This is a genomic window from Urechidicola sp. KH5, from assembly GCF_054661455.1.
In genome coordinates this window covers 640,488-663,306 of the sequence record NZ_BAAFSW010000002.1, presented here as the reverse complement: position 1 = coordinate 663,306, position 22,819 = coordinate 640,488, and the positions used below count along the sequence as shown (strand labels likewise).

The 22,819-nt window shown below is 33.4% G+C and carries 23 protein-coding genes and 1 tRNA gene; 12 read left to right on the top strand and 12 right to left on the bottom strand.

The window, feature by feature from the left end; all coding sequences use genetic code 11:
- Nucleotides 1-6: 6 nt before the first annotated feature.
- From ACYQ5R_RS07610 to surE, 4 genes are all read right to left on the bottom strand, one after another.
- Entirely contained in the window at nt 7-2,031 is a 2,025-nt protein-coding gene (locus tag ACYQ5R_RS07610; protein ID WP_460190321.1) for a ComEC/Rec2 family competence protein, read from the bottom strand.
- 201 nt (nt 2,032-2,232) lie between these two features.
- Nucleotides 2,233-3,345, bottom strand: coding sequence for a lipid-A-disaccharide synthase (gene lpxB / locus ACYQ5R_RS07605; protein WP_460190320.1), 1,113 nt, complete (start codon nt 3,343-3,345; stop codon nt 2,233-2,235).
- Nucleotides 3,346-3,624 carry a hypothetical protein gene (locus ACYQ5R_RS07600; RefSeq protein ID WP_460190319.1) on the bottom strand — a complete coding sequence of 93 codons (279 nt, stop codon included), beginning with the start codon at nt 3,622-3,624 and terminating at the stop codon, nt 3,346-3,348.
- Nucleotides 3,621-4,388, bottom strand: a complete 768-nt coding sequence (gene surE, locus ACYQ5R_RS07595) for a 5'/3'-nucleotidase SurE (protein ID WP_460190318.1) — start codon at nt 4,386-4,388, stop codon at nt 3,621-3,623. Before surE ends, ACYQ5R_RS07600 begins: the two co-directional genes overlap by 4 nt.
- Before the next feature lie 317 nt (nt 4,389-4,705).
- Here surE and ACYQ5R_RS07590 point away from each other — a divergent pair, with 317 nt between their 5' ends.
- Nucleotides 4,706-7,021, top strand: coding sequence for a carboxy terminal-processing peptidase (locus ACYQ5R_RS07590; protein WP_460190317.1), 2,316 nt, complete (start codon nt 4,706-4,708; stop codon nt 7,019-7,021).
- A gap of 41 nt (nt 7,022-7,062) precedes the next feature.
- Nucleotides 7,063-8,151 (top strand): ABC transporter permease, encoded by a 1,089-nt coding sequence (locus tag ACYQ5R_RS07585; RefSeq protein WP_460190316.1) that lies wholly within the window; start codon nt 7,063-7,065, stop codon nt 8,149-8,151.
- Here ACYQ5R_RS07585 and ACYQ5R_RS07580 read toward each other — a convergent pair.
- From ACYQ5R_RS07580 to ACYQ5R_RS07570, 3 genes are read right to left on the bottom strand one after another with little or no spacing between them, the layout of a single operon-like run.
- A complete protein-coding gene (locus tag ACYQ5R_RS07580; protein ID WP_460190505.1) occupies nt 8,148-8,462 on the bottom strand; it encodes a hypothetical protein in 315 nt (104 codons plus the stop codon). The two genes, ACYQ5R_RS07585 and ACYQ5R_RS07580, sit on opposite strands and share 4 nt — an antisense overlap.
- The gene (locus tag ACYQ5R_RS07575) at nt 8,402-8,641 is read right to left on the bottom strand and encodes a hypothetical protein (RefSeq protein WP_460190315.1); all 240 of its coding nucleotides are present in this window, start codon (nt 8,639-8,641) and stop codon (nt 8,402-8,404) included. The genes ACYQ5R_RS07580 and ACYQ5R_RS07575 overlap by 61 nt, the downstream gene beginning before the upstream one ends.
- Entirely contained in the window at nt 8,626-8,769 is a 144-nt protein-coding gene (locus tag ACYQ5R_RS07570; protein WP_460190314.1) for a hypothetical protein, read from the bottom strand. The genes ACYQ5R_RS07575 and ACYQ5R_RS07570 overlap by 16 nt, the downstream gene beginning before the upstream one ends.
- 219 nt (nt 8,770-8,988) lie before the next feature.
- Between ACYQ5R_RS07570 and ACYQ5R_RS07565 the strand changes: the two genes are divergently transcribed.
- From ACYQ5R_RS07565 to tsf, 7 genes are all read left to right on the top strand, one after another.
- On the top strand, nt 8,989-9,438 hold the full coding sequence (locus ACYQ5R_RS07565) for an acyl-CoA thioesterase (protein ID WP_460190313.1): 450 nt from the start codon (nt 8,989-8,991) through the stop codon (nt 9,436-9,438).
- Between the two features lie 177 nt (nt 9,439-9,615).
- Nucleotides 9,616-9,939: a YegP family protein gene (locus ACYQ5R_RS07560; RefSeq protein ID WP_460190312.1), complete on the top strand. Its 324-nt coding sequence runs from the start codon at nt 9,616-9,618 to the stop codon at nt 9,937-9,939.
- Between the two features lie 488 nt (nt 9,940-10,427).
- A tRNA-Leu gene (locus ACYQ5R_RS07555) sits at nt 10,428-10,509 on the top strand.
- A gap of 252 nt (nt 10,510-10,761) precedes the next feature.
- Nucleotides 10,762-11,217 carry a 50S ribosomal protein L13 gene (rplM, locus tag ACYQ5R_RS07550; protein ID WP_460190311.1) on the top strand — a complete coding sequence of 152 codons (456 nt, stop codon included), beginning with the start codon at nt 10,762-10,764 and terminating at the stop codon, nt 11,215-11,217.
- Nucleotides 11,218-11,220: 3 nt separating this feature from the next.
- Nucleotides 11,221-11,607: a 30S ribosomal protein S9 gene (gene rpsI, locus ACYQ5R_RS07545; RefSeq protein WP_460190310.1), complete on the top strand. Its 387-nt coding sequence runs from the start codon at nt 11,221-11,223 to the stop codon at nt 11,605-11,607.
- 163 nt (nt 11,608-11,770) lie between these two features.
- A complete protein-coding gene (gene rpsB, locus ACYQ5R_RS07540) occupies nt 11,771-12,517 on the top strand; it encodes a 30S ribosomal protein S2 (protein WP_460190309.1) in 747 nt (248 codons plus the stop codon).
- 60 nt (nt 12,518-12,577) lie between these two features.
- Nucleotides 12,578-13,399, top strand: a complete 822-nt coding sequence (gene tsf / locus ACYQ5R_RS07535) for a translation elongation factor Ts (protein WP_460190308.1) — start codon at nt 12,578-12,580, stop codon at nt 13,397-13,399.
- 74 nt (nt 13,400-13,473) lie between these two features.
- Here the strand turns inward: tsf and ACYQ5R_RS07530 are convergent, their stop codons facing one another.
- The 4 genes from ACYQ5R_RS07530 to ACYQ5R_RS07515 form a co-directional block, all read right to left on the bottom strand.
- Entirely contained in the window at nt 13,474-14,568 is a 1,095-nt protein-coding gene (locus ACYQ5R_RS07530) for an acyltransferase family protein (protein ID WP_460190307.1), read from the bottom strand.
- Nucleotides 14,569-14,572: 4 nt separating this feature from the next.
- Nucleotides 14,573-15,880, bottom strand: coding sequence for a sugar MFS transporter (locus tag ACYQ5R_RS07525; RefSeq protein ID WP_460190306.1), 1,308 nt, complete (start codon nt 15,878-15,880; stop codon nt 14,573-14,575).
- A 117-nt stretch (nt 15,881-15,997) separates the two neighbouring features.
- On the bottom strand, nt 15,998-16,726 hold the full coding sequence (locus tag ACYQ5R_RS07520; RefSeq protein ID WP_460190305.1) for a LytR/AlgR family response regulator transcription factor: 729 nt from the start codon (nt 16,724-16,726) through the stop codon (nt 15,998-16,000).
- A complete protein-coding gene (locus ACYQ5R_RS07515) occupies nt 16,723-17,772 on the bottom strand; it encodes a sensor histidine kinase (RefSeq protein ID WP_460190304.1) in 1,050 nt (349 codons plus the stop codon). Before ACYQ5R_RS07515 ends, ACYQ5R_RS07520 begins: the two co-directional genes overlap by 4 nt.
- A gap of 269 nt (nt 17,773-18,041) precedes the next feature.
- On the opposite strand from ACYQ5R_RS07515, the gene ACYQ5R_RS07510 reads away from it, so the two are divergent.
- Genes ACYQ5R_RS07510 through ACYQ5R_RS07500 form a run of 3 tightly spaced genes read left to right on the top strand, consistent with a single transcriptional unit; the run spans nt 18,042 to nt 22,013 of the window.
- Nucleotides 18,042-18,464 carry a hypothetical protein gene (locus tag ACYQ5R_RS07510; protein WP_460190303.1) on the top strand — a complete coding sequence of 141 codons (423 nt, stop codon included), beginning with the start codon at nt 18,042-18,044 and terminating at the stop codon, nt 18,462-18,464.
- An 11-nt stretch (nt 18,465-18,475) separates the two neighbouring features.
- Nucleotides 18,476-20,404 (top strand): glucosamine-6-phosphate deaminase, encoded by a 1,929-nt coding sequence (gene nagB / locus ACYQ5R_RS07505; RefSeq protein WP_460190302.1) that lies wholly within the window; start codon nt 18,476-18,478, stop codon nt 20,402-20,404.
- A 22-nt stretch (nt 20,405-20,426) separates the two neighbouring features.
- Entirely contained in the window at nt 20,427-22,013 is a 1,587-nt protein-coding gene (locus ACYQ5R_RS07500) for a beta-N-acetylhexosaminidase (protein WP_460190301.1), read from the top strand.
- Between the two features lie 82 nt (nt 22,014-22,095).
- Here the strand turns inward: ACYQ5R_RS07500 and ACYQ5R_RS07495 are convergent, their stop codons facing one another.
- Entirely contained in the window at nt 22,096-22,770 is a 675-nt protein-coding gene (locus tag ACYQ5R_RS07495) for a spondin domain-containing protein (protein WP_460190300.1), read from the bottom strand.
- Nucleotides 22,771-22,819: the final 49 nt, after the last annotated feature.

The following is a 22,819-nucleotide window of genomic DNA, read 5'->3' as shown; positions in this document are numbered from 1 at the left end:
TTTACATCATTTAAAAATATATGCGCCTTTTCGCCCTGTGTAGTGAAAAGGCGTATTTTTTTGCTTACAAGTCTCTTCCCATCTTTTGATATAAGAAGTATAGTTTGACCCATCGGCTATAATGATAGATGGTCGAAGACTGTCTATTAATCTATTCATATTAATTCGTGGAGAATTTCTTAAATACACCAATTCAGGTTTAAATGAGCCTTGATACACACCTACACTATCAACAAGTAACATAGCACCTTTTGGCGTTTCTAAAACATTAGGTATACTATCAAACACTTTGTTTTTGGTATAAGCGCCAATTTGGTATTGAATCCAAAATTTTTGCGCTTCTAATGTCTCTATTGGCATGGAATGATACACTTGTAATTTAGATCCATTTCGATGTGTGATTAAACTATTTTTAGAAGTATGAAAGACTACTAAATCCTTATGACTCTGTAATTGTTCTTTTTCTAAAAACATCAGTAATTGAAAGCCGAGAATCACAAACAATAATAGTTTTAGTTTAGCATAGACTTGCTGTTCATAAAACTTTAACAAGGCAATTATTAAGACGTATAACCCAAGCACCATAGGAACGGAGATACTTATATTCTTTAATAAAAAGTGCTCTTGTTCGGCTACCCAACCAACAATAGCATTAATTAATCCAATTATTTCACCATAAAGTTGCACAACGAGAATTGGCAATTCAACAAACAAGGAAATAACACTAATAAAAATTCCCCCAATTAATACAACAAACAATAGAGGGATAACAGCCAAATTAGATATAAAAAATAAGCTTGGGAACTGATGAAAATAGTAGAGTGACAATGGAATTATACCTAATTGAGCTGCTACTGAAACCGTGAGAAGTTTCCAAAAATAATCAATCAATTTCCATTTGGGTATCCACAGTTTATACAACATTGGTTGCAGCCAAACGATACCATATACTGCTAAATAGCTTAGTTGAAACCCCACATCAAACAAGAAATAAGGGTATATCAAAAGCAGAAAAAACATAGAAATGGTAAGTGTATTATACACATTGGTAATTCTTTTAAGAGTCATACCAATAGCAACAGCACTAAACATACTTACTGCCCTCACCACAGAAGCAGATAAACCTGCTATAAAAGCATAGCTCCAAAGCACTACTAGAATTAAAACAAACTTAAATATTTTACCATATTTAAAACGCTCAATTGGCTTAAATAACCAGTGGAGTATTAATAACAATATACCCACATGAAGTCCGGATATTGCCAAAATATGTATGGCACCAGCGTTGGTGTATTGCTCTAATAATTCTGGTGAAATTTCTTGGCGTTGGCCTAAAAGCAAGGCATTAACAATAGACCATTGCTCTTGGGGCAAATTATACTGTAACCACTTAGATTGAACTTCACTCCTTACTTGATCAGCTATAGAAAGGAAAGAACTTTTTTCTGAGTTGATAACTTTTAAGGAATTTGTATTTACAAATAATTGATGATACACTCCCTTCTTTTCTAAGTACTTTCTATAATCAAAATAATACGGATTTAAAGGAGGAAGTATTGGCTTAAACTCAGATTGTATTAGAATAGAACTCCCAACAACTATTTTATCTTGGTATTCTTTATCTATATTTAATAAAACTATTCCCTCTACTTCTACACTATCAACTTGACTCACCGTTGCCATGTACTTTTTATAGTAGCGACCTGGTTTTAATTCTTTTCGAATTTTAAGTATGCTAACATTTGATGAAGTGATGTAATGAGCATAATGATTTTTATTATTTTCAGGTTTTCTCATCTCCAAAATTAAAATTCCAATGGAAATGGTTAATAGCCAAACTGTAATAAAATAATAACCAGACTTAAACGGATTTCTAGATTTCCAATAACCTTGAAATAGAAGAACAACAAATAAAACGGGAATAATACTCCATAACAATTGCAACTCAATTGTAAAGTAAAACCCTATTAATATACCAACAATCAAGCATAGGGTTAGTTGTACAGGTATAAACTGTAACATTTTTCTCATAGCAACTCAAAATTAACATTTTATCTTTTACAGTATAGAATAGCTATAAAAATCCTCCACTAGAGCTATTTATCTAGCTAAGAAATTGATGAAGATTAAAACCTAAGCAAGTATTACTTTAAAGGAGATGTCTTTGTAGAAAATTGAGGCTTCTTAATGCAAATCAGAAGCCTAATTACGTATAATTAATAACGATTTTGCTTAGTTTAAAGATTTTACAATAAGTTCGGCAGTATTGGCGCTTGCACCTTTACCGCCTAACTTTTGTTCTAATTCGAAGTAATCGTTAAAGATTTGTTGACGATGCTCATCTTTTGTAATCTTTATCAATTCTTCTTCCAATCGTTCTGGGTTAAATACACCTTGAATCAATTCAGTCACTACTAGTTTGTCCATAATTAAATTTACCAACGAAATAAATTTTAATGTAATAATTCGTTTCGCAATTTGATACGAAATCCAGTTTCCTTTGTAGCAAACAACTTCAGGTACTTTAAACAAAGCTGTTTCTAAAGTAGCAGTTCCAGAAGTAACAAGTGCAGCATAAGACACCGATAATAAATCGTAGGTTTTATTTGAAACAAACTTGACATTGTCTGTTGTAATAAATTCTTGATAAAACTCATACTCTTGACTTGGTGCACCTGCTATTACAAATTGATATTGTTGGAATTTATCCGCCATAGTTAACATCACCGACAACATCTTGCGAATCTCCTGTTTTCTACTCCCAGGAAGTAAAGCAATAATTGATTTTTTGTTTAATCCATTTTCAGCTCTAAACACATCGCTATTTACTGGAGGTCTATCTGCTATGGCGTCTAATAAAGGATGTCCAACAAAATGAACCGGAAAATCATGTTTATCCTCATAAAATGTTTTTTCAAAAGGCAGAATAACATACATGGCATCAACATCTCGTTTAATTTTCTTAATTCGATTTTCTTTCCATGCCCAAATTTGAGGAGAAATATAATAATGAACTGGTATACCCTGTTCTTTTGCAAAAGTTGCAATACGCATATTAAAACCAGGATAGTCTACCAAAATCAATGCATCCGGTTTATAGGCAAGAATATCTTCTTTGCAGAAAGACATATTTTTAAGAATGGTTCTTAAATTCATAACCACCTCAGCAAAGCCCATAAAAGCCAAATCGCGATAATGCTTTACCAAAGTACCGCCTACTGCCCCCATTAAATCGCCACCCCAGAATCTAAAATCTGCATTAACGTCTTCTTTTGAAAGAGCTTTCATTAAATTGGATGCATGTAAATCCCCCGAAGCTTCGCCTGCAATGATATAATACTTCATTTAGAAAAACTTTAAAACCAATAAAGAGATTGCCAATATAATGGTTGCTATCAACACACCTTTAGCTCTTTGATCTTGTTTCTTTTTGATAAAAACAGAAAACACAAAAAGATTTGGTATGGCACCTAGAGTAACTATTTTGCCAAATACTTCGGTATGTTCCATCATAGCAAGGGTTTCTTGAAACCCAAATTTTGAGATAAATTGCATATAAATAAACACACCACAAGCTGTGGCCAATAAAGCAACTATAAATCCTGTAACAATATCTTTTTTCATTTTAAATCCCAATTATTAAGTTTCTGTATAAAATGATGTGCTGTTAAATCAAATTGTGTTGGTACTACAGAAACATATCCATTTTCTAATGCCCAAATATCGGTATCTTCACCTTTATCTAAACATTCAAACCTACCTGCCAACCAAAAATACTCTTTTCCCATTGGGTTTGTTCTTTTATCAAAGGTTTCAACCCAATTTCCTCTGGCTTGTCTACAAACTTTTACTCCATTAAACTCTGAAATGTTTGGAAAGTTAACATTCAAAACCACTCCTTCTGGGAGCTTTTCTTTCAATACTTGTTTTGTAAGTTGCTCTACAATATTAATAACCGGATTAAAGTCAGCATTCCAACTATAATCCAACAAAGAGAATCCGATAGCAGGAATCCCTTCAATGCCCGCTTCAATAGCTGCACTCATGGTTCCAGAGTAAATCACATTAACTGAGGCATTAGAACCGTGATTAATTCCAGACACACATATATCTGGTTTTCTTTTCAAAATTTGACGAATAGCCATTTTAACACAATCTGAAGGTGTGCCAGAACATTGATATTCTTTTTGCGGACCATCATCAACTGTGATTTGGGTTAAGGTTAATGTAGCATCTACTGTTATTGCATGGCCCATTCCGCTTTGCGGACTATCAGGCGCAACAACAACTACATCTCCAATTTTATTCATAACACTTATAAGCTTACGAATACCAGGAGCAGTAATACCATCGTCGTTTGTTACTAAAATTAAGGGCTTTTCTTGCATATTTTTAGAAGTACTCTACACTACAAAATTACTATAATTTTATGACAACATGTCGCCTAATAATTTTAACATTTATTAAAGACACGAAGATGAGAACATTCGCTATCATTGCTTTAATTCTCTTCAAACAAAGGGCTACTTGTAAGTTTTGTAAAAACTTTAACACCAACCTTTACAGAAGCTTAAAAATTAGCACGCCTTTTGCTAAGTAGAAATTAGTATTTGGATATCGTAAAAAACAAATACAAAAAATTGACTTTGATGAAAATCATAGTATTTTAGTGAAGTATTAATGTAGATGTAATCTTTGGAGAGATATGAAAAGACCAATTAAATTTTTAATTCCATTTTTTTTAGTAGCACTTACTTTAGTAAGTTTTTCTGTTGCCAACAACAATAATGATAAAGATAAAGTGCTCGTTTATTTACTTAAAAATTTATTAGCCAGCAATCATTTTGAACCTAATGCTTTAGACGATGATTTTTCTGAAGAGGTATTTAATAATTTTATAGAAGGACTAGATCCTGCTAAACGTTATTTTTTGGCTTCAGATATAGAAGATTTTGAATCCTTTAAGTACAAAATTGACAATCAAATTCAAAAAGACGAAATCAAGTTTTTTAATGTAGTATACAAACGCTTCTTAGAAAGAGTAGATGAAGCAAAAGAATATTATGTAGCTATTTTAGATAAACCTTATGACTTTACAAAAGTCGAAACTTTTGATTTAAATTCAGACAATAAAGGTTTTGCTGCAAATAAGGAAGAATTAGCAGAACTTTGGAGAAAGCAGTTAAAATTTAGTACGCTTTCAAGAATTTACGATAGGGTGAGTACCGGAGATTTTGGTGACGCTGACGTTATTTCTAATTTCGAAAAAGAATTCAGAACTAATCTTGCAGATCCAGATTTTAATTTCTCTGAATACTATCCTGAGGCTGACCAAGTAAAAAAAGTGCAGCAAATATTAGTTGATAATGGTATATCTGTAGGAACGGCTGATGGTGTTTATGGTCGAAATACAGCCAATGCGGTCAAAAAATACCAGCAGCAATTCAAACCTGAAAATATTGATATGACTTCTGTTAACTTCTTAAAATTGGAAGAAGAGGCGAGAACAAGTACTAAAGAAAACTACGACGACTTCTACGACAGAATGGACGATTTTGATCATAACGATTGGTTTGCAACTTATTTAAATAGTATTACTGCGGCCTTTGACCCACATACATCTTACTTCGCTCCAAGAACCAAGAAACAATTTGATGAGCGACTTTCTGGTAAATTAGAAGGTATTGGTGCTAGACTAATGCAAAGAAATGATTATACAAAAGTGTCTGAATTAATCTCTGGTGGACCTGCGTGGAGAGCTGGAGAGTTAGAGGTGGGCGATATCATTTTAAAAGTGGCACAAGGCGAAGAAGAACCACTTGATATTGTGGGTATGCGATTAAACGACGCAATTGAGTTTATTAAAGGCCCAAAAGGCACTGAAGTTCGATTGACACTTAAAAAAATTGATGGTTCTATAGAAGTAATTTCTATTATTAGAGATGTTGTAGAAATTGAAGAAACCTTTGTTAAATCTAGTATAGTAGAGAAAGAAGGAAAAAAATACGGCGTAATTAATTTACCTAGTTTTTATATTGATTTTAATGATCGTGATGCTCGTAATTGTGCTAAAGATATGGCCAAAGAAATTAAAGAATTAAAGAAAGAAAATGTTGATGGTGTATTGATTGACCTTAGAAATAATGGAGGAGGTTCATTACCTGCAGTAATTGAAATGGCGGGATTATTTATTAAAGATGGTCCTGTAGTACAAGTAAAATATAAAGGAGAGCAGCCAATTGTTCAAAAAGACAGAGATAAGTCTATTTTATACGATGGCCCAATGGTAGTTTTAACCAATGAATTATCTGCATCTGCTTCAGAAATTTTTGCAGCAGCAATGCAAGATTATGGTAGAGCCGTTGTAATAGGTAGTAAACAAACATATGGTAAAGGTACCGTTCAAACAGTAATGGATTTGAATCGCTATTACAACTACGAAGAAGACCTTGGTGGTATGACTTTAACTATTCAAAAATTCTACAGAATTAATGGTGGTTCTACACAATTAGAAGGAGTGAAACCAGATGTAATTTTACCTTCTCGATACGGTTATATGGATGTTGGAGAAAAAGATTTTGACAACCCATTACCATGGGATCAAATCAAAAAGGCCAACTATACAAAATGGGATAAATATGCCAATTTTGACGAAGTTGTAATGAACAGTATAGAGCGCATTAATAAAAACCAACAATTCATTTTAATTGAAGAAAATGCTAAATGGTTGAAAAAAACGCGTGATGACAACACGGTATATTTAAACTTTGAGACATATAGTAAAGATTTAGAAAGGCATGCTGAAGAAAGTCAGAAATTTGATGCTTTAAGAGACTATCAAACAGATTTATCTTTTAGGTCGCCAGAATATGAAGTTACCTTGGTAGCTCAAGATTCTATTTTAGGTAAAAAACGTGAAGTGTGGCATAATAACCTTGCTAAAGATGCGCACATTGAAGAAGGCTTGAATATTTTAGGAGATTTAGAAATTAAAAAGAAGTATACTGTAGTTAAAAACTAAGCCCTTTTTATTAGTATTTTTATCGCAATAAAAAGGAACACTTGCAAAATACAGCTACATCACTAACAACATTAGCACTCCGACGGTTTAAGAAAAACACCGTCGGAGTGTTCAGTTTTTGGTATATCGTACTTTGCGGATTAATCGCTATTTTTTGCTACACCATTGCTCCTGATAATAGTAGCAATGCCAATCAAATGCATATTGAATTGCATTCAAAACCACCTGGATTTAAAGTTGATATTTTAGAAATTCCTGCAGAAATATCGGAACAATCCTTTATTAGCTTTTTATTAAATGGGAAAGAACAACCTGTAACACAAATCCCAATTAATTCATATAAGATTGTAGGCAATGCACTTGAAGTAGTTTTGTATTCTGAAACTGACAATATTAAAACAGCTTCTTATTCATTAAACTTTTTTTCTAATAATGACCCCAGCTCTTACATTGTTACCAAAACATATAGATTAGGAACAGATAAATTTGGTCGTGATTTGTTAAGCCGAATTTTAGTTGGCACACGTATATCTTTTTTTATTGGTTTTATTGCTGTATTTATTTCTTTAGTAATAGGCATTAGTTTAGGAGCAACGGCGGGATATTACGGTGGCAAAATAGACGCCTTAATCATGTGGTTAATTAATATTACTTGGTCAATACCTACATTATTATTGGTTATTGCAATTACGCTAGCCTTAGGCAAAGGATTCTGGCAAGTGTTTATTGCAGTTGGTTTAACCATGTGGGTAGAAGTTGCAAGAGTTGTAAGAGGTCAAATTTTATCCGCCAAAAACCAACAATACGTTGAGGCAGCAAAAGTTTTAGAATTTAGTGATTTTAGAATTATTTTTAGACATATTCTGCCCAATATTACTGCACCACTTATTGTGATTTCTGCAGCAAATTTTGCAGCTGCAATTTTAATAGAAAGTGGTTTGAGTTTCTTAGGTATTGGTGCACAACCTCCTACTCCATCTTGGGGCGCCATGATTAAAGATCATTACAGTTATATAATTGTTGGAAAAGCGTATCTAGCTGTTATACCTGGCTTAGCCATTATGAGTTTAGTGCTGGCATTTATGCTTACAGGAAATGCCTTACGAGATGCCTTAGATGTAAAAGCTTAATAACAGTCAGACAACAACTGACCTTTCTTTACAAAATATTCTATCGAGATTTCGAGATGCTCCAAACAAATGTGATCTAGAGTTTCCATCACTCCCTTTTGCATTGCTACAAAACCGCAAAGCATAAATACTGCACCTTCTTTTAAAGATGTTGCGACATATTCCGCTTGTTCAGAGATTACATCTTGTACATACGTTTTAGTTGCTTCTTTTGAAAATGCCTTATTAACTGAAATGTTTTTGTGATCAATTAATGCCTCAAGCTCACGCTCATATAAATCATACGAAGTACTGGTTCTATCTCCCCAAATAAAATTGACTTTATGTTGGCATTTACTTCATCTATCATCCCCAAAAACGGAGCAATACCTGTACCATTTGATATTATAAATACATGTTCTATATTTATAGGTAAATGGAACTCTTCATTTTTTTGAATGGTTGCTTTGAACTCATCTCCTCCTTTTAATTCGCTTAAAATGTTGAACAAGATAGGGCTGAAGGCTTCGCAATTTCATCTGGTGGCGGAAATGGATGGTATACATATGCTGGTCCACCTTCACACTTAATTTCTCCAACTGCAGGTAAAATCTTAGTATTTAGAACTCGTGATGGCAAATATGCAAAAGTTGAGATTCTTTCTTACTATAAGGTTGCTGCAGATAATCCAACAGGTGCAGAAGAAAGCAGATATTATACATTTAATTATGTATACAATCCAAATGAAGGCGAAACTTCGCTGGAGTAACAATTGTAATTATCAATCATTAGGCCTCTTCAAAAGAGGAGGCTTTTCTAGTTAATAATGCCTAAGTTTGCCATCTAAAATATTGATTTATGACTTTTGAGGTTGAATTCCCTACAATTTGGGCAAATTTTGATGCCAACGCACATATGCGTCACACTGCATATAACGATTACGCAGCAGAAGTAAGGGCTCGTTTTTTTAACCAGTTTGGTTTTACTATGGCCGATTTTGTAAAGCATAATATTGGCCCAGTGCTATTTTCAGAAAACACCAAGTTTTTTAGAGAAATATTATTAGGTGAGAATATTAAAGTAAACCTATTATTTACAGCTTCTTCTGAAAAGTGTGAGCGTTTTAAATTCAAACATCAGATAATAAAAGAAAACGGGGTAATTGCCGCTGAGATTGAAATATACGGAGCTTGGATGGATTTAAAAATTCGTAAGCTTACAATACCTCCTGCGGAAATGATTGCCATTTTAGATCAATTGGATAAAGCTGAAGGATTTGAAAAAATATTGTTAAAACCTAAGCTTTAAAATAAAGGCAAATCAAATTGTTAGAAAAGGATTACTAAGTATCTAAGAATTGTATTATCGTATCTTTTTAAGATCTCCGAATATCTGTTACATTTTTTTATTTTAATAAAAAAATGAATTCAAACGATTTATTTTACTAAATTTAAAGTTATTTACAATATTTAAAATCAGATTGTTATGTTCGAAATCAAACAAAAAGAAAGTGGAGAGAGTTTTCACTTTGTATTAAAAGCCAAAAATGGGCAAGTAATCCTATCCAGTCAATCATATGCTAGTAAAGCAGGTGCTTTGAATGGTGCTGAATCTGTCAAGAAAAATGGAACGAATGACGATTTATTTGAAAGGAAAATTGCAAAAAACGGGAAGTTTTATTTTAATTTAAAAGCTACAAATGGCCAAATAATTGGCACTAGTCAAATGTATAGTGGCGAATCAGGTATGGAAAATGGAATTTCATCTATTAAAACAAATGCACCTATCGCCGAAATTAAAGAAATTTAATCACTCTACTTTTGTGAATTTAAAAAGCTTCAGATTGTATCTGAAGCTTTTTTATTGAATCAATTTATCAAAAATTACAAAGTCCTTAAGTAATCATTACTAAATAAATGATTAAACACAAAACGAATTTTATTAATTCCAATGTGTCCTAATAACGAAGATTATAATCGATATTATTTCTTCGATGGAAACTTCCTGAATTTCACATACAAAATAGTTACCTAATTATAATGCAATAAGCAAGACTCTTAAAAAAATTCTTAAAGAATATCACAAATAAAAGTCTAATATTTAAAATTAATTTGAATAAATATCTAACAAGATTATTATGTAAAATTAAATCTCGTAAATTTAAAACTACTAAAATGCGGAGCGGTGACTATTTTACTATAGAGAAGCAGTAAGATAGTAATGGTAACAGAAACATTTTAATTTTATTACAATCTTCTTTGCATTTTTAGAGTATTGTGTATATTTGCACCCACTTTGCGGGCGTGGTGGAATTGGTAGACACGCTAGACTTAGGATCTAGTGCTTCGCGGCGTGAGAGTTCGAGTCTCTCCGCCCGCACAAAGTAAAACAAAAAAAGCTTCAGAATTCTCTGAAGCTTTTTTTGTGTAATTAATTCACTCTGAAGCGACATGAGATCACCTATAATTAAATGGGAAAAACAATGATTTATAAGTTCAATATTAACTTAATGTTGCTTTTAAAAAAAACAACTGAAACACTGTTTGTTATCTATTAAAAAGTTTGTACATTTGCACTCCCTTTTGAGAGGGATAAAATAGAGTTATTAACATAAACAAAAACTAATAGTGTATGAACACATTAAGTTACAAAACAGTATCAGCGAACAAAGCTACTGCAAATAAAGAGTGGTTAGTGGTTGATGCGGACGGACAGACATTGGGTCGTTTAGCTTCTAAAGTAGCAATGCTAATTAGAGGTAAGTACAAACCAAACTACACTCCACACGTAGATTGTGGAGACAACGTTGTAATTATCAACGCTGAAAAAATTAATTTGACAGGTAAAAAGTGGGCTGATAAAACATATATCAGACACACAGGTTATCCAGGAGGTCAAAGATCGTTAACTGCAACAGAAATGTTTCAAAAAGATCCTACGAGATTAATTGAAAAAGCAGTAAAAGGTATGTTACCAAAAAACAAATTAGGTAGCGCATTATACAGAAATCTATATGTATATGCTGGAACTGAGCACGCACACGAAGCTCAACAACCAAAAGCTATTAACTTAAACGATCTTAGATAAGCAATGGATACAATTCATAAAATAGGAAGAAGAAAAACAGCCGTAGCGCGTGTTTATCTTTCAGCAGGTAAAGGTGAGATTGTAATTAACGGTAGAGCGTTAGACAACTATTTCACAACAGGTACTTTAAAGTATAAAGTAAAACAAGCCTTAGCATTAACTAATAACGAAGAAGCTTTCGATATTAAGGTAAATGTATTTGGAGGTGGTGTTACTGGTCAAGCAGAAGCTATTCGTTTAGCTATCTCTAGAGCATTATGTGAAATTGATGCTGAAAACCGTAACATTTTAAAACCAGAAGGATTATTAACACGTGATCCAAGAATGGTTGAACGTAAGAAATACGGTCAGAAGAAAGCACGTAAGAAATTCCAGTTCTCTAAACGTTAATCGTTTATTGCAAGGTATTTTTTATACGTTTTTCAAATTATTAAATTCTAAAGCCGAAAGGCATATTATAAATAATGTTGTTAAAGTTTAGCATCTAAATAATTAAGACTCTTAAACAGGCTACTTAATTATTGCTAAGATTAAGAACGTAAACTAAAATAAAATGGCAAACATTGATATTAAAGAATTATTAGACGCAGGTGTACACTTTGGTCACCTAACTAGAAAATGGAACCCAAGTATGGCTCCGTATATTTATACAGAGCGTAATGGTGTTCACATTATTGACCTTTACAAGTCTGCTGCAAAAATGGAAGAAGCTGCTAAAGCATTAGGTAAAATCGCTGCTTCAGGTAGAAAAATCCTTTTTGTTGCAACTAAAAAACAAGCAAAAGACATCGTAGCAGATAAAGCTAATGGTGTAAACATGCCTTACATTACTGAGCGTTGGCCAGGTGGTATGTTAACAAACTTCGCTACAATTAGAAAAGCTGTTAAAAAAATGGCTCAAATTGATAGAATGAAAGTTGATGGTTCTTTTGCTGCACTTTCTAAGAGAGAAAAATTACAAATCGACCGTCAACGTGCGAAGTTAGAAAAGAACTTAGGTTCTATTGCTGATATGACACGTTTACCAGGTGCATTGTTTGTAGTAGATGTAAAGAAAGAACACATTGCTGTTGCAGAAGCTAAGAAATTAAACATTCCAATCTTTGCAATGGTTGATACAAACTCTGACCCAAGTGCGATTGACTTTGTAATTCCTTCTAATGATGATGCTTCAAAATCAATTGACAAAGTATTGTCTATTGTAACTGAATCTATCTCTGAAGGTTTAGCTCAAAGAAAATCAAACAAAGAAGCTGCTGCTAAAGCTGCTCCAAAGAAAGAAGAAGAAGTTAAAGCATAAATTAACAAGGTTGAGACCATCTGAAAAGATGGTCTTTAACCAATTTAAACACAATTAAAAATGGCAAATATTTCTGCTGCAGACGTAAAAAAATTACGTACTACCACAGGTGCTGGTATGATGGATTGTAAAAAAGCATTAGTTGAGGCTGATGGTGATTTTGACAAAGCAATTGAGATCTTACGTAAGAAAGGTCAAAAAGTTGCTGCTAAAAGAGCTGATAGAGAATCAACTGAAGGTGCTGCTATTTCAAAAGTAAATGCAGATAACACTGTTGGTGCTTCTATTGTATTAGGATGTGAAACTGATTTCGTAGGTAAAAATGATGATTTTGTTGCTTTAGCTAACCGTTTAGCTGAAATGGCTTTAGAAGCTGCATCAAAAGAAGAGTTTTTAGCTGCTGATTTCGATGGTATCACAGTTGCTGAAAAATTAATTGAGCAAACTGGTGTAATTGGAGAGAAAATTGAGATCAACGCGTTTGAGAAAATTGAAGCTCCATTTGTAGGATCATACATTCACGCTGGTAACAAAATTGCTACATTAGTTGGTTTATCTGCTAGTGTAGATGGTGCTGACGTTGTTGCAAAAGACGTTGCTATGCAAGCTGCTGCAATGAACCCTGTTGCTTTAAACGAAGAAGGTGTTGATGCTGCTACTATTGAGAAAGAAATTGAAATTGCAAAAGACTTATTACGCCAAGAAGGTAAGCCTGAAGCAATGTTAGATAAAATCGCTCAAGGTAAAATCAAGCGTTTCTTTAAAGACAATACTTTAGTAAACCAAGCATTCATTAAAGATAGTAAGCAAACTGTTGCTCAGTATGTAAAATCTTTAGGTGATGTTGAGGTTACTGCATTCTCAAGAGTAAACTTAGGATAAGCCCTAAATTAATAGATATCAAAAGCCCGATACAAAATTGTATCGGGCTTTTCTAATATAATGAAAAACTACTACTAAATCTTGATAAATATCTTTCTCTTATAAAGAATCAGTGCAACTAACCATAAGAAAACAACATGAGATATAGCATATGCTAAAGAACCATTTAAATCACCAAACATTGGTACCAATACATCTGTATAATATGCTCTTAAAATACCAACAGATTCACCAGCACTGTTAGTTACTTGAACAAACCCTAATATACCGCCAATCATTCCAGATAGAACATATATGAATAATGGATTTGTACCGAAATGGATAAATGGTGTAAATAGTATTCTTATGTTCTTTACGTCTATTAAATACAATAACAGGGCTAAAAACAACATTGCCAATCCACCTGTATAAACAACATAAGAGCTCGACCAAATTGGTTTGTTAATTGGGAATCCAAAGTTCCAAATCAAGCCAAGTACAACTAATAAAGCTCCAGCTAAAATCAATTTTACAACCCCTTGCATAACGGTAACTGACTTATCCACAAAGTTACCTGCAAAATACCCCAGTAAAACAGTAGCTACAGATGGAATAGAAGAAACTAACCCTTCTGGATCAAAAGGCATTCCATAGCCATGATAAATATGTTTTTCTCCAAATAACCACAAATCTACTTTACGAACAACATTACCTTCTAAATCATAGGTGCCTCCTAAATGATATATTGCCCAATACCCTAATAACAAGGCAATAACAATATAAATCAATTTCTTAATATCAAATTGCATACATAAAATAGCCGTAATAGCATAAGCAATAGCAATACGTTGAAGCACACCGTATATTCTTAAATTCTCAAAATCAAAATTTGGAAAAGCGTTTAAAAACAAGCCTATTAAAAATATTACCACAAATCGCTTTATAACTTTTCGAATTCCAGCACTGGTTAACCCATTTCCATACTTCTTAAAGGAATACCACATAGAAGATCCTACAATAAATAAGAAAAATGGAAATACTAAATCAGTTGGTGTACAACCATCCCAAGACGCATGTAATAAAGGTGCATATACATGACTCCAACTACCTGGTGTATTCACCAAAATCATTAAAGCAATTGTTAATCCTCTTAAAACATCGAGCGCAAGTAATCTTTTAGTAGAAGCCATAGTATTATTTTTTAAGTCCTACTTTATGACCAATGGTTGCGTAAAACAAAATAAATGCATAACATGGGAATAATATCCAATATCCTGAAGTTGCTGCTTCGGCCTGTGCTGCTGCTACTTCAATTCCTTGTGCAATTAATTCTTCCTTTTTACCATCTACTAATCTACCATATAAAGGGGGAATAATGGCTCCACCTGCAATTGCCATAATTAATAAAGCCGATGCAGTCTTAGTAAACTTCCCTAAACCTTTTAATGTTAATGGCCAAACTGCAGGCCATACCAAAGCGTTTGCAATACCTAAAGCTGCCACAAATAATACAGATATAAAACCATCAGTAAATAATATACAAGCCGAGAATATAATCCCTAAAACTGCACTTAATTTAAGTGCTGTGTCTTGCTTCATATACTTTGGAATCAATACCACTCCTAAAGCATAAGTCGCCACCATAGCCATTAATGTAAAAGTTGTAAAGAATTTAGCTTCTGCTGCAGGAATCCCCAATGAAATTCCATAAGCTATAATGGTATCTCCAGCAATTACCTCAGCTCCTACATATAAAAACAACGCTACTACGCCCAACCATAAATGTGGGAATTGGAAAATACTTGTTTTAGTTGAAGCTCCATCTTCACCTTCTTCTATTGGCTCTGCCTCTACATGAGGTAAAGGAGCTTTTCTAATTAAAATTCCTAATATTACAAGAACAATGGCCATTACTATATATGGTGTAACAACAGAACTCGCCATTTCATTTAACATTGCATCCTTTTCCGCAGTACTGACAGAACTTAACTTTTCTTGAATTCCATCAATGCCTTTTAAAAGAATGGCTCCAAAAATTAAAGAACCTAAGGCACCTGCTACTTTATTAGCAATACCCATAATAGATATACGTTTTGCTGCACTTTCTATAGGGCCCAAAATTGTAATATATGGGTTAGATGCTGTTTGTAACAATGTCATACCTAAACCTTGAATAAAAATACCTGATAAAAAGACCGAATATGTTCTTGCATTAGCAGCAGGAATAAATACCAAAGCCCCAATAGCCATGATGACCAAACCTAAGGACATACTTTTTTGATATCCTATCTTACTAATTACCCAAGATGCGGGTAGTGCCATTACAACGAACGAAATATAAGATGCTGAAGCTACTAAATAAGATTGAGACTCCGTAAGCTCATTGATAGTTTTCATAAACGGAATTAGCGCTCCGTTAATCCAGGTTACAAAACCGAAGATGAAAAATAACCCTGCAATAATTGCAATAGGTACCAATGTATTGTTTTTAGAATTTGACATTGTTGTTAAGTTTTAAATAAATTGAAATGGTAATGTATGCCTAAATAAAAAGCTGTTAAACAATTTTCTATAAGCAACATTAAAAAGAAGATAAACAAACAAAAAAAAGGTATTAGCCTATTCTGAAGACTCTGGGGTATTTAAAATGCGTTGTTTTGCATATTGCAGGTAATTTCTACCTATAGGGATTCTACGATTTCCTATTTTAACCGAGTTGCCTTCTAAGAAAGAAATTTTATTGATAGCTATAGCAAAAGACCTATGAATTCTAATAAAATTACTACTTGGTAATTCTTCAGACATACTGGTCATTGATTTATGCACCAAAAAATCTCCAGCTGTGGTAATTACTTTCACATAATCTTTTAAACTCTCTACGTATAGAATATCATTTAATTTGATTTTCATTAGTTTTTTGTCAACCTTCAAAAAGATGAACGGCTCATCTTTTATTTTAACTTCCGAAGTTTCAGAACCTCCTTTTTCTAAGCGCAATCTGTTAGTAAGCTTGTTTACGGCTTTCATAAAACGCTCAAAAGGAATTGGTTTTACTAGGTAATCTAAAACATCTAAATCAAAACTCTCAACGGCAAATTCTCTATACGCAGTAGTAATAATTACATGAGGCCTTTTCGACAAAGATCTAAGAAAATCTAATCCATTCATTTTAGGCATATTAATATCTAAAAACATAAAATCTATGTTTTCTTCTTTAATTGTATTTAACGCCTTCATAGGAGAATTAAAAGTATCAATCAATTCGATTTCAGGAAACTCTTTTAAATGATTTTCTAATACTTTTATCGCTAAGGGTTCATCGTCAATAATTACACATCTCAACTTCATGTAATCGGAATCTTTATGGTTACAATATAATTGTCTTCAATAGTTTTGGTTTCAAAGGTAAAGTTTGTTTTATATAATAACTCCAGTCTTCTTAAAACATTTTTTATACCTATTCCATGTATGGTTTTTTTCTCTAAATGCGGGTTAAATGGATTTGAAACTCTAAAATACAACCATTTGTTATTTACCACTTCAAATTTAACATTTAATTTAAATGTTTCGTCTTGTTGAATACCGTGTTTAAAACAATTTTCTATAAACGGAATAAATAGTAAAGAAGGAATTTTCACATCGTTTATATTGCCTATTATTTCCATTTCAGCCTCTACATTATCACCATACCTTAAACGCTCTAAATCAATATAATTTTGTATGTATTTAATTTCATCAAACAACCTAATTTTTGGCTCACTAGCATCGTACAGTACATACTGCATAATATCAGATAACTTTAACACAACACTAGGTGCTACATCAGACTTTTCTAATGTTAATGCATACAAATTATTTAAGGTATTAAAAAAGAAGTGTGGTTGTATTTGAGTTTTTAAGAAATCTAATTCGGTTCGCAATTGCATCTCTTGAAGATTCTCTACTCTCCTTCTAACATAAATCCAATCTGCCATAAGCTTAATAGCAGTAACAAAAGCGACTTCGTATAATCCTATTAAAAAAACAGCAACAACATGATTAAAAGAATAAGCAGTCTGAGGGGTTTCAGATTCGGGCCAAACATTCTCATTGATTAAATAATAAATCAACTCTGTACGCACAACATACCACATGGAGAGTGTGATAAAGAAAAATAAGATATATAACTTGTACTTTTTTTTAAGTATAAATTTTGGGATTAAGTAGTACACGTTAAAATACACCAATAACATACTCATTGTAAAGGTTACCAAGTTCGACTTTAAAGAATATGTATAATCTTCGTAATAACTTCCCCAACGAACTACCTCAAAAATAAAATAACAACACCAAAAAATTATATGGTATTGTATTGGAATGGCATATCTAATATTCTCTTGACGTTTTCCTTTCAAAAAATCAATGCGTTAATTATTGCGCTTGTGAAAGTAGGTCAATTTTTATTGATAGACAAAAAGCCCCTATAAGAAACTGTAAAACAATATGCTTCTTGCCTTTTTAAAATCAACGAATACTACAATCTATTAATTACGAACTCTCTACAAAATGCTAAAACGTTTATATTTCAAATCTGGTTTTCTATTGCGCTAAAACTGTTGTTTATAGATTTTATTTCAAAACACTTTACAGTCATCATACTTTTGTAATCTCAAATCATCGGTAAATGATAAGCAGAGGGATTTTGGTATTAGCTTTAACTTTCATTTCTTGTTCAAATCAAGAGACTCAACCTCAATTTTCCTCACTCCAAACCAATTCATTAGACATTCAGGGTTCGTGGCAACTTGTTTCTGATCATACGCAAGAAGGTGATGAAATTAAGAATATCTCTCCTTCTCACTTTGCCTTTTTCAATCAACAGAAAGACAGTATAGGACATTTTGTATCTGGCGTAGGCACCTATAAATTAGAAGGAAACAATTATACAGAAACATTACAATTTTTAGATAATAGCAATTGGCGCAATCAGAAATTTTCGTTCACTGTGCATAAAAGTGGTGATACACTTATTCAGCAAGGACATGAAGAAGTTCCTGAAGCTGGCGTCGAAAGATATGTAGTAGAAAAGCACATTCCAATTAAATAAATTCAAGAAAAATGAGTCAATTAGTAGATGTATCAAGTATTCAATACCAACCAGCTGGTCAGTTTGAAGATACCCGTTTTGAAAAAATACACAATGTTGTATTTGAAAGTTCAGATAAAGCATCTTTAACAGTCGCCGAAGAAATTGCTGAGCTTATTAAAACAAAACAAGCAAAGAATGAACTTTGCATTTTAGGTTTAGCTACAGGTTCATCTCCAATTAAGGTATATGCAGAATTAGTTCGAATGCATCGTGAAGAAGGGTTGAGTTTTGCCAATGTTGTTACATTTAACCTAGACGAATACTATCCGATGAAAAAAAATAGTATTCATAGCTATTTCTACTTTATGCACCAGCATTTATTTGACCATGTAGATATTAGCCCAGAAAATGTAAACATCCCTAGCGGAACAGTTAGCGCTGAAGAATTACACCAATATTGTATTGATTACGATTTAAAAATAAAAGAATACGGCGGGTTAGATTTTCAGCTATTAGGAATTGGTAGAACAGGACATATCGGTTTTAACGAACCTGGTTCTCACTACAACTCTGGAACAAGAAGTATAACCTTAGACCATATTACCAGAATTGATACTGCTGAGTCTTTCTTAGGAATTGACAATGTTCCTAAAAAGGCGATAACTATGGGTATCGGCACTGTTAAAAAGGCAAAAAGAATTGTGCTATTAGGATGGGGTAGTAATAAAGCCGCAATCTTAAAAGAAACTATAGAAGGAGAAATTTCTGCAGAAGTTCCTGCAACCTATTTGCAAGATCATAACAATACAACTTTTGTTATAAACGCTGAAGCTGCAGAAGAGTTAACAAGATTTAAAACACCATGGTTAGTAGGCCCATGTATTTGGGATGAAGAGTTAACAGCAAAAGCTATTGTATGGTTATGCGAGAAAACCGGGAAATCCATTTTAAGATTAACTGATAAAGATTACAATGATAATGGAATGTCTAACCTTCTTATTCAAGGTGGTTCTGCATACGATTTGAATATCAAAATGTTTAACAAATTACAGCGTACAATTACTGGTTGGCCAGGAGGTAAATTTGGAGCAGATGATAGTTCAAGACCAGAAAGAGCTACACCAGAGAAAAAGCGTGTAATTATTTTTAGTCCACACCCAGATGACGATGTAATTTCCATGGGAGGTACTTTTGATAGATTGGTAGAACAAGGGCACGAAGTGCATATAGCATATCAAACTTCGGGTAATATTGCCGTATCAGATCACCAAGCACTAATGTTTGCTGAAGTGATGAAAGATGTGCACCCTGACTCTTCAAGAATTGATCATGTAATAGGCAGCTTAAATGCTAAAACTGGTGCTGTTGAAGATATTGTAGAAGTACGACAATTAAAAGGATTGATTCGAAAAAGAGAATCATTAGCTGCAACTCGTTTTGTTGGAGTTCCGGATAATCAAGTACATTTTCTAAATATGCCTTTCTACGAAACTGGCACTGTTAAAAAGAATCCTATAGGTCAAGAAGATATAGATATTGTGGCCAACTTAATTGCAGATGTAAAACCACACCAAATATATGCCGCAGGTGATTTAGCCGATCCACATGGTACGCACAAAGTGTGTTTAGATGCCATATTTGCAGCTTTAGAAAACCTTAAAAACGAATCTTATATGGATGATTGTTGGGTTTGGTTATACAGAGGTGCATGGCACGAATGGGACATCCATCAAATTGAAATGGCGGTTCCAATGAGTCCGGATCAAGTGTTGAAAAAACGTAAGGCAATATTCTATCATCAATCTCAAAAAGATGGTGTAATGTTCCAAGGTAACGACACTCGTGAATTCTGGGTTCGTGCTGAAGATAGAAATAACGATACAGCTAGAAAATATCATGCTTTAGGCTTAGCAGATTATGCTGCTATGGAAGCATTTAGAAGATATCATTTTAAATAAAATCAACCTTAAAACAATCAAAATGAAACTTTTTAAAGTTATTACTGGTATTGGCTTAGGACTTGTCTTATCATCTTGTGGCGGAGATAAATTACCGGTCTCAGATTTAGCAAAGGCAGCATTGATACCAATACCGAACAAAATAGAAGCAACTCATAAGAACTTTGTATTAAACGCAGATGTTGTAATTCAATCTTCTGATGATGCAAGTTTTAAGGATGCCGCTAATTTTCTTGTAGAAAAAATAGCAATGAAAACACAATTAACCCCTAATGTAGTATCTAATGGTGGTGCCAAAAAAGGAATTTACTTAAATCAAGTAAACGATGCAGCAGCGCACCCTGAGAGTTATGAATTAATTATTTCCCAAGATTCCATTGTCATAAATGCTCCTACAGGAGTAGGTGCATTTAGGGCAATGCAAACTATAAGACAAGTTATTCCTTTTAACTCTGTAGATAATTTAAATACTGAATGGTTAATTCCAACAGGACAGATTCAAGATAGCCCAAATTTCGATCATCGCGGATCTATGTTAGATGTATCGCGTCACTTTTTTACTGTTGAAGACGTAAAAAAATACATCGATATTATGGCGTATTACAAAATGAACATACTTCATTTTCATCTTTCGGATGACCAAGGTTGGAGACTAGAAATTAAAAAATGGCCTCTACTTACTGAAATTGGAGGACATACGGAAGTTGGTGGTGAAGAAGGAGGCTTCTTTACACAAGAAGACTATAAAGAAATTGTGGCTTACGCTACTAAACACCATATCACAATTATTCCTGAAATTGATATGCCTGGGCATACACATGCTGCGTCAACTGCCTATCCATTTTTAAATGGAAGTAAGAAAACAGCAGAAATGCTAGACACGCATGGAGATAATAGAAAAGCTGCTTTATATACTGGTATTGAAGTAGGTTTTAGCACATTCGACACTCGCAATGAAAAGGTATATGAATTTGTGGATGATGTTATAAAAGAGATTGCAGAACTAACTCCGGGTCCATACATTCATATGGGTGGTGATGAAAGCTTAGTAACAGAAAAAGACGATTACATTTATTTCGTAAACCGTGTAGAAAAAATCATTCAAAAATATGGTAAAACCATGATTGGATGGGACGAAATAGCAAATGCTGATGTTAGCTCTGAATCTGTAGTACAATTTTGGGCAGAAGAAGAAAACGTAAAACTTGCTCAAGAAAAAGAAATGAAAGTAATTCTTTCTCCTGCAAAAAAAATCTATTTAGATATGCAATACGATTCTTTATCTAAACATGGTTTACACTGGGCAGCATACATTCCTGTAGATTCATCTTATACATGGAATCCTGAAACTTATGTACACGGATTACCTAAAGAACAAATTTTAGGCGTTGAGGCACCTCTTTGGTCTGAAACTATTTCAAACATGCAAGAGATTGAATATTTAGCTTTTCCGAGACTACTAAGTGCAGCAGAATTAGGCTGGAGTGCCCCAACTGACTTTAGTTGGAAAACTTATAAAGTTAGATTAGCAAACCAAACATCATATTTTAAAAAGATGAACATTCAATACTATCAATCTGATCGTGTTGATTGGGCACCTGTTGAATAGATTAAACCCATAATACTATGAAGTAGTAGTGTTATTTTTGATTAATAATGGTTAGCCTCTTGATGACAATCGAGGGGCTTTTTTATTGTCTTGTTAAAATTAATTTTCCTACTGCCGGATTTACCCCTGAGCCATCACCCAAAGGAGGTCCTACAATTAAGGCAATAGGAGCTTTAGGAACTGTATCATCATTAGACGAGGTAAATGTTGGGCCAGAATCAGTACCTGAATCGTATAAAATTACATCCAACTCCAAACTATCAATCCAATCTCCATTATTCATTAAATCCACATTCACGTTAGCTACAAACCAATCAGGACTCGGAGCAATCATGGAAACAAATGAAAATAAGTGATGATCTGTTGTGGCAGTAACTGTAATTTCATCTCTACCATCTCCATCAATCACATTTCCGATTTTATATTCATAGGCATTATTCATCAATATTGCAGTATCTAATTCACTTGCCAGCATACTAGTGGCACCGGTTTCTGCCATATCTTCAATACCCTCAGTTGCCATTCCACCCAAACGGAACATTACATCTTGTTGTTGGTGTGTGGTTCCAACCATCCAACTAAAATGAGCATTCCCTGGATACATATATGGATGTGAAGTCGGAGTCCATTGTGCATCAAAAACTGCCGTATAGGTTGCTTGAGTATCTACAGGAGGGGGGAAAGGGGTGTCTTCATCATCATCACAAGAAATGGAAATCAACAACATAGCTATTAGTAATAATCGTAGTGCTTTCATGGTTATTTGGTATTTGAGGTTTTCATTAAAATCAACTTTTTATTAAGAC

Coding starts and splice junctions, on each gene's coding strand:
- ACYQ5R_RS07610 (WP_460190321.1), bottom strand. CDS start 2,031: ATGAGAAAAATGTTACAGTTTATACCTGTACAACTAACCCTATGCTTG.
- rpsB (WP_460190309.1), top strand. CDS start 11,771: ATGGCAAACATTGATATTAAAGAATTATTAGACGCAGGTGTACACTTT.
- ACYQ5R_RS07590 (WP_460190317.1), top strand. CDS start 4,706: ATGAAAAGACCAATTAAATTTTTAATTCCATTTTTTTTAGTAGCACTT.
- rplM (WP_460190311.1), top strand. CDS start 10,762: ATGAACACATTAAGTTACAAAACAGTATCAGCGAACAAAGCTACTGCA.
- surE (WP_460190318.1), bottom strand. CDS start 4,388: ATGCAAGAAAAGCCCTTAATTTTAGTAACAAACGACGATGGTATTACT.
- ACYQ5R_RS07565 (WP_460190313.1), top strand. CDS start 8,989: ATGACTTTTGAGGTTGAATTCCCTACAATTTGGGCAAATTTTGATGCC.
- ACYQ5R_RS07500 (WP_460190301.1), top strand. CDS start 20,427: ATGAAACTTTTTAAAGTTATTACTGGTATTGGCTTAGGACTTGTCTTA.
- ACYQ5R_RS07530 (WP_460190307.1), bottom strand. CDS start 14,568: ATGGCTTCTACTAAAAGATTACTTGCGCTCGATGTTTTAAGAGGATTA.
- ACYQ5R_RS07525 (WP_460190306.1), bottom strand. CDS start 15,880: ATGTCAAATTCTAAAAACAATACATTGGTACCTATTGCAATTATTGCA.
- nagB (WP_460190302.1), top strand. CDS start 18,476: ATGAGTCAATTAGTAGATGTATCAAGTATTCAATACCAACCAGCTGGT.
- ACYQ5R_RS07560 (WP_460190312.1), top strand. CDS start 9,616: ATGTTCGAAATCAAACAAAAAGAAAGTGGAGAGAGTTTTCACTTTGTA.
- rpsI (WP_460190310.1), top strand. CDS start 11,221: ATGGATACAATTCATAAAATAGGAAGAAGAAAAACAGCCGTAGCGCGT.
- tsf (WP_460190308.1), top strand. CDS start 12,578: ATGGCAAATATTTCTGCTGCAGACGTAAAAAAATTACGTACTACCACA.
- ACYQ5R_RS07510 (WP_460190303.1), top strand. CDS start 18,042: ATGATAAGCAGAGGGATTTTGGTATTAGCTTTAACTTTCATTTCTTGT.
- ACYQ5R_RS07600 (WP_460190319.1), bottom strand. CDS start 3,624: ATGAAAAAAGATATTGTTACAGGATTTATAGTTGCTTTATTGGCCACA.
- ACYQ5R_RS07520 (WP_460190305.1), bottom strand. CDS start 16,726: ATGAAGTTGAGATGTGTAATTATTGACGATGAACCCTTAGCGATAAAA.
- lpxB (WP_460190320.1), bottom strand. CDS start 3,345: ATGAAGTATTATATCATTGCAGGCGAAGCTTCGGGGGATTTACATGCA.
- ACYQ5R_RS07495 (WP_460190300.1), bottom strand. CDS start 22,770: ATGAAAGCACTACGATTATTACTAATAGCTATGTTGTTGATTTCCATT.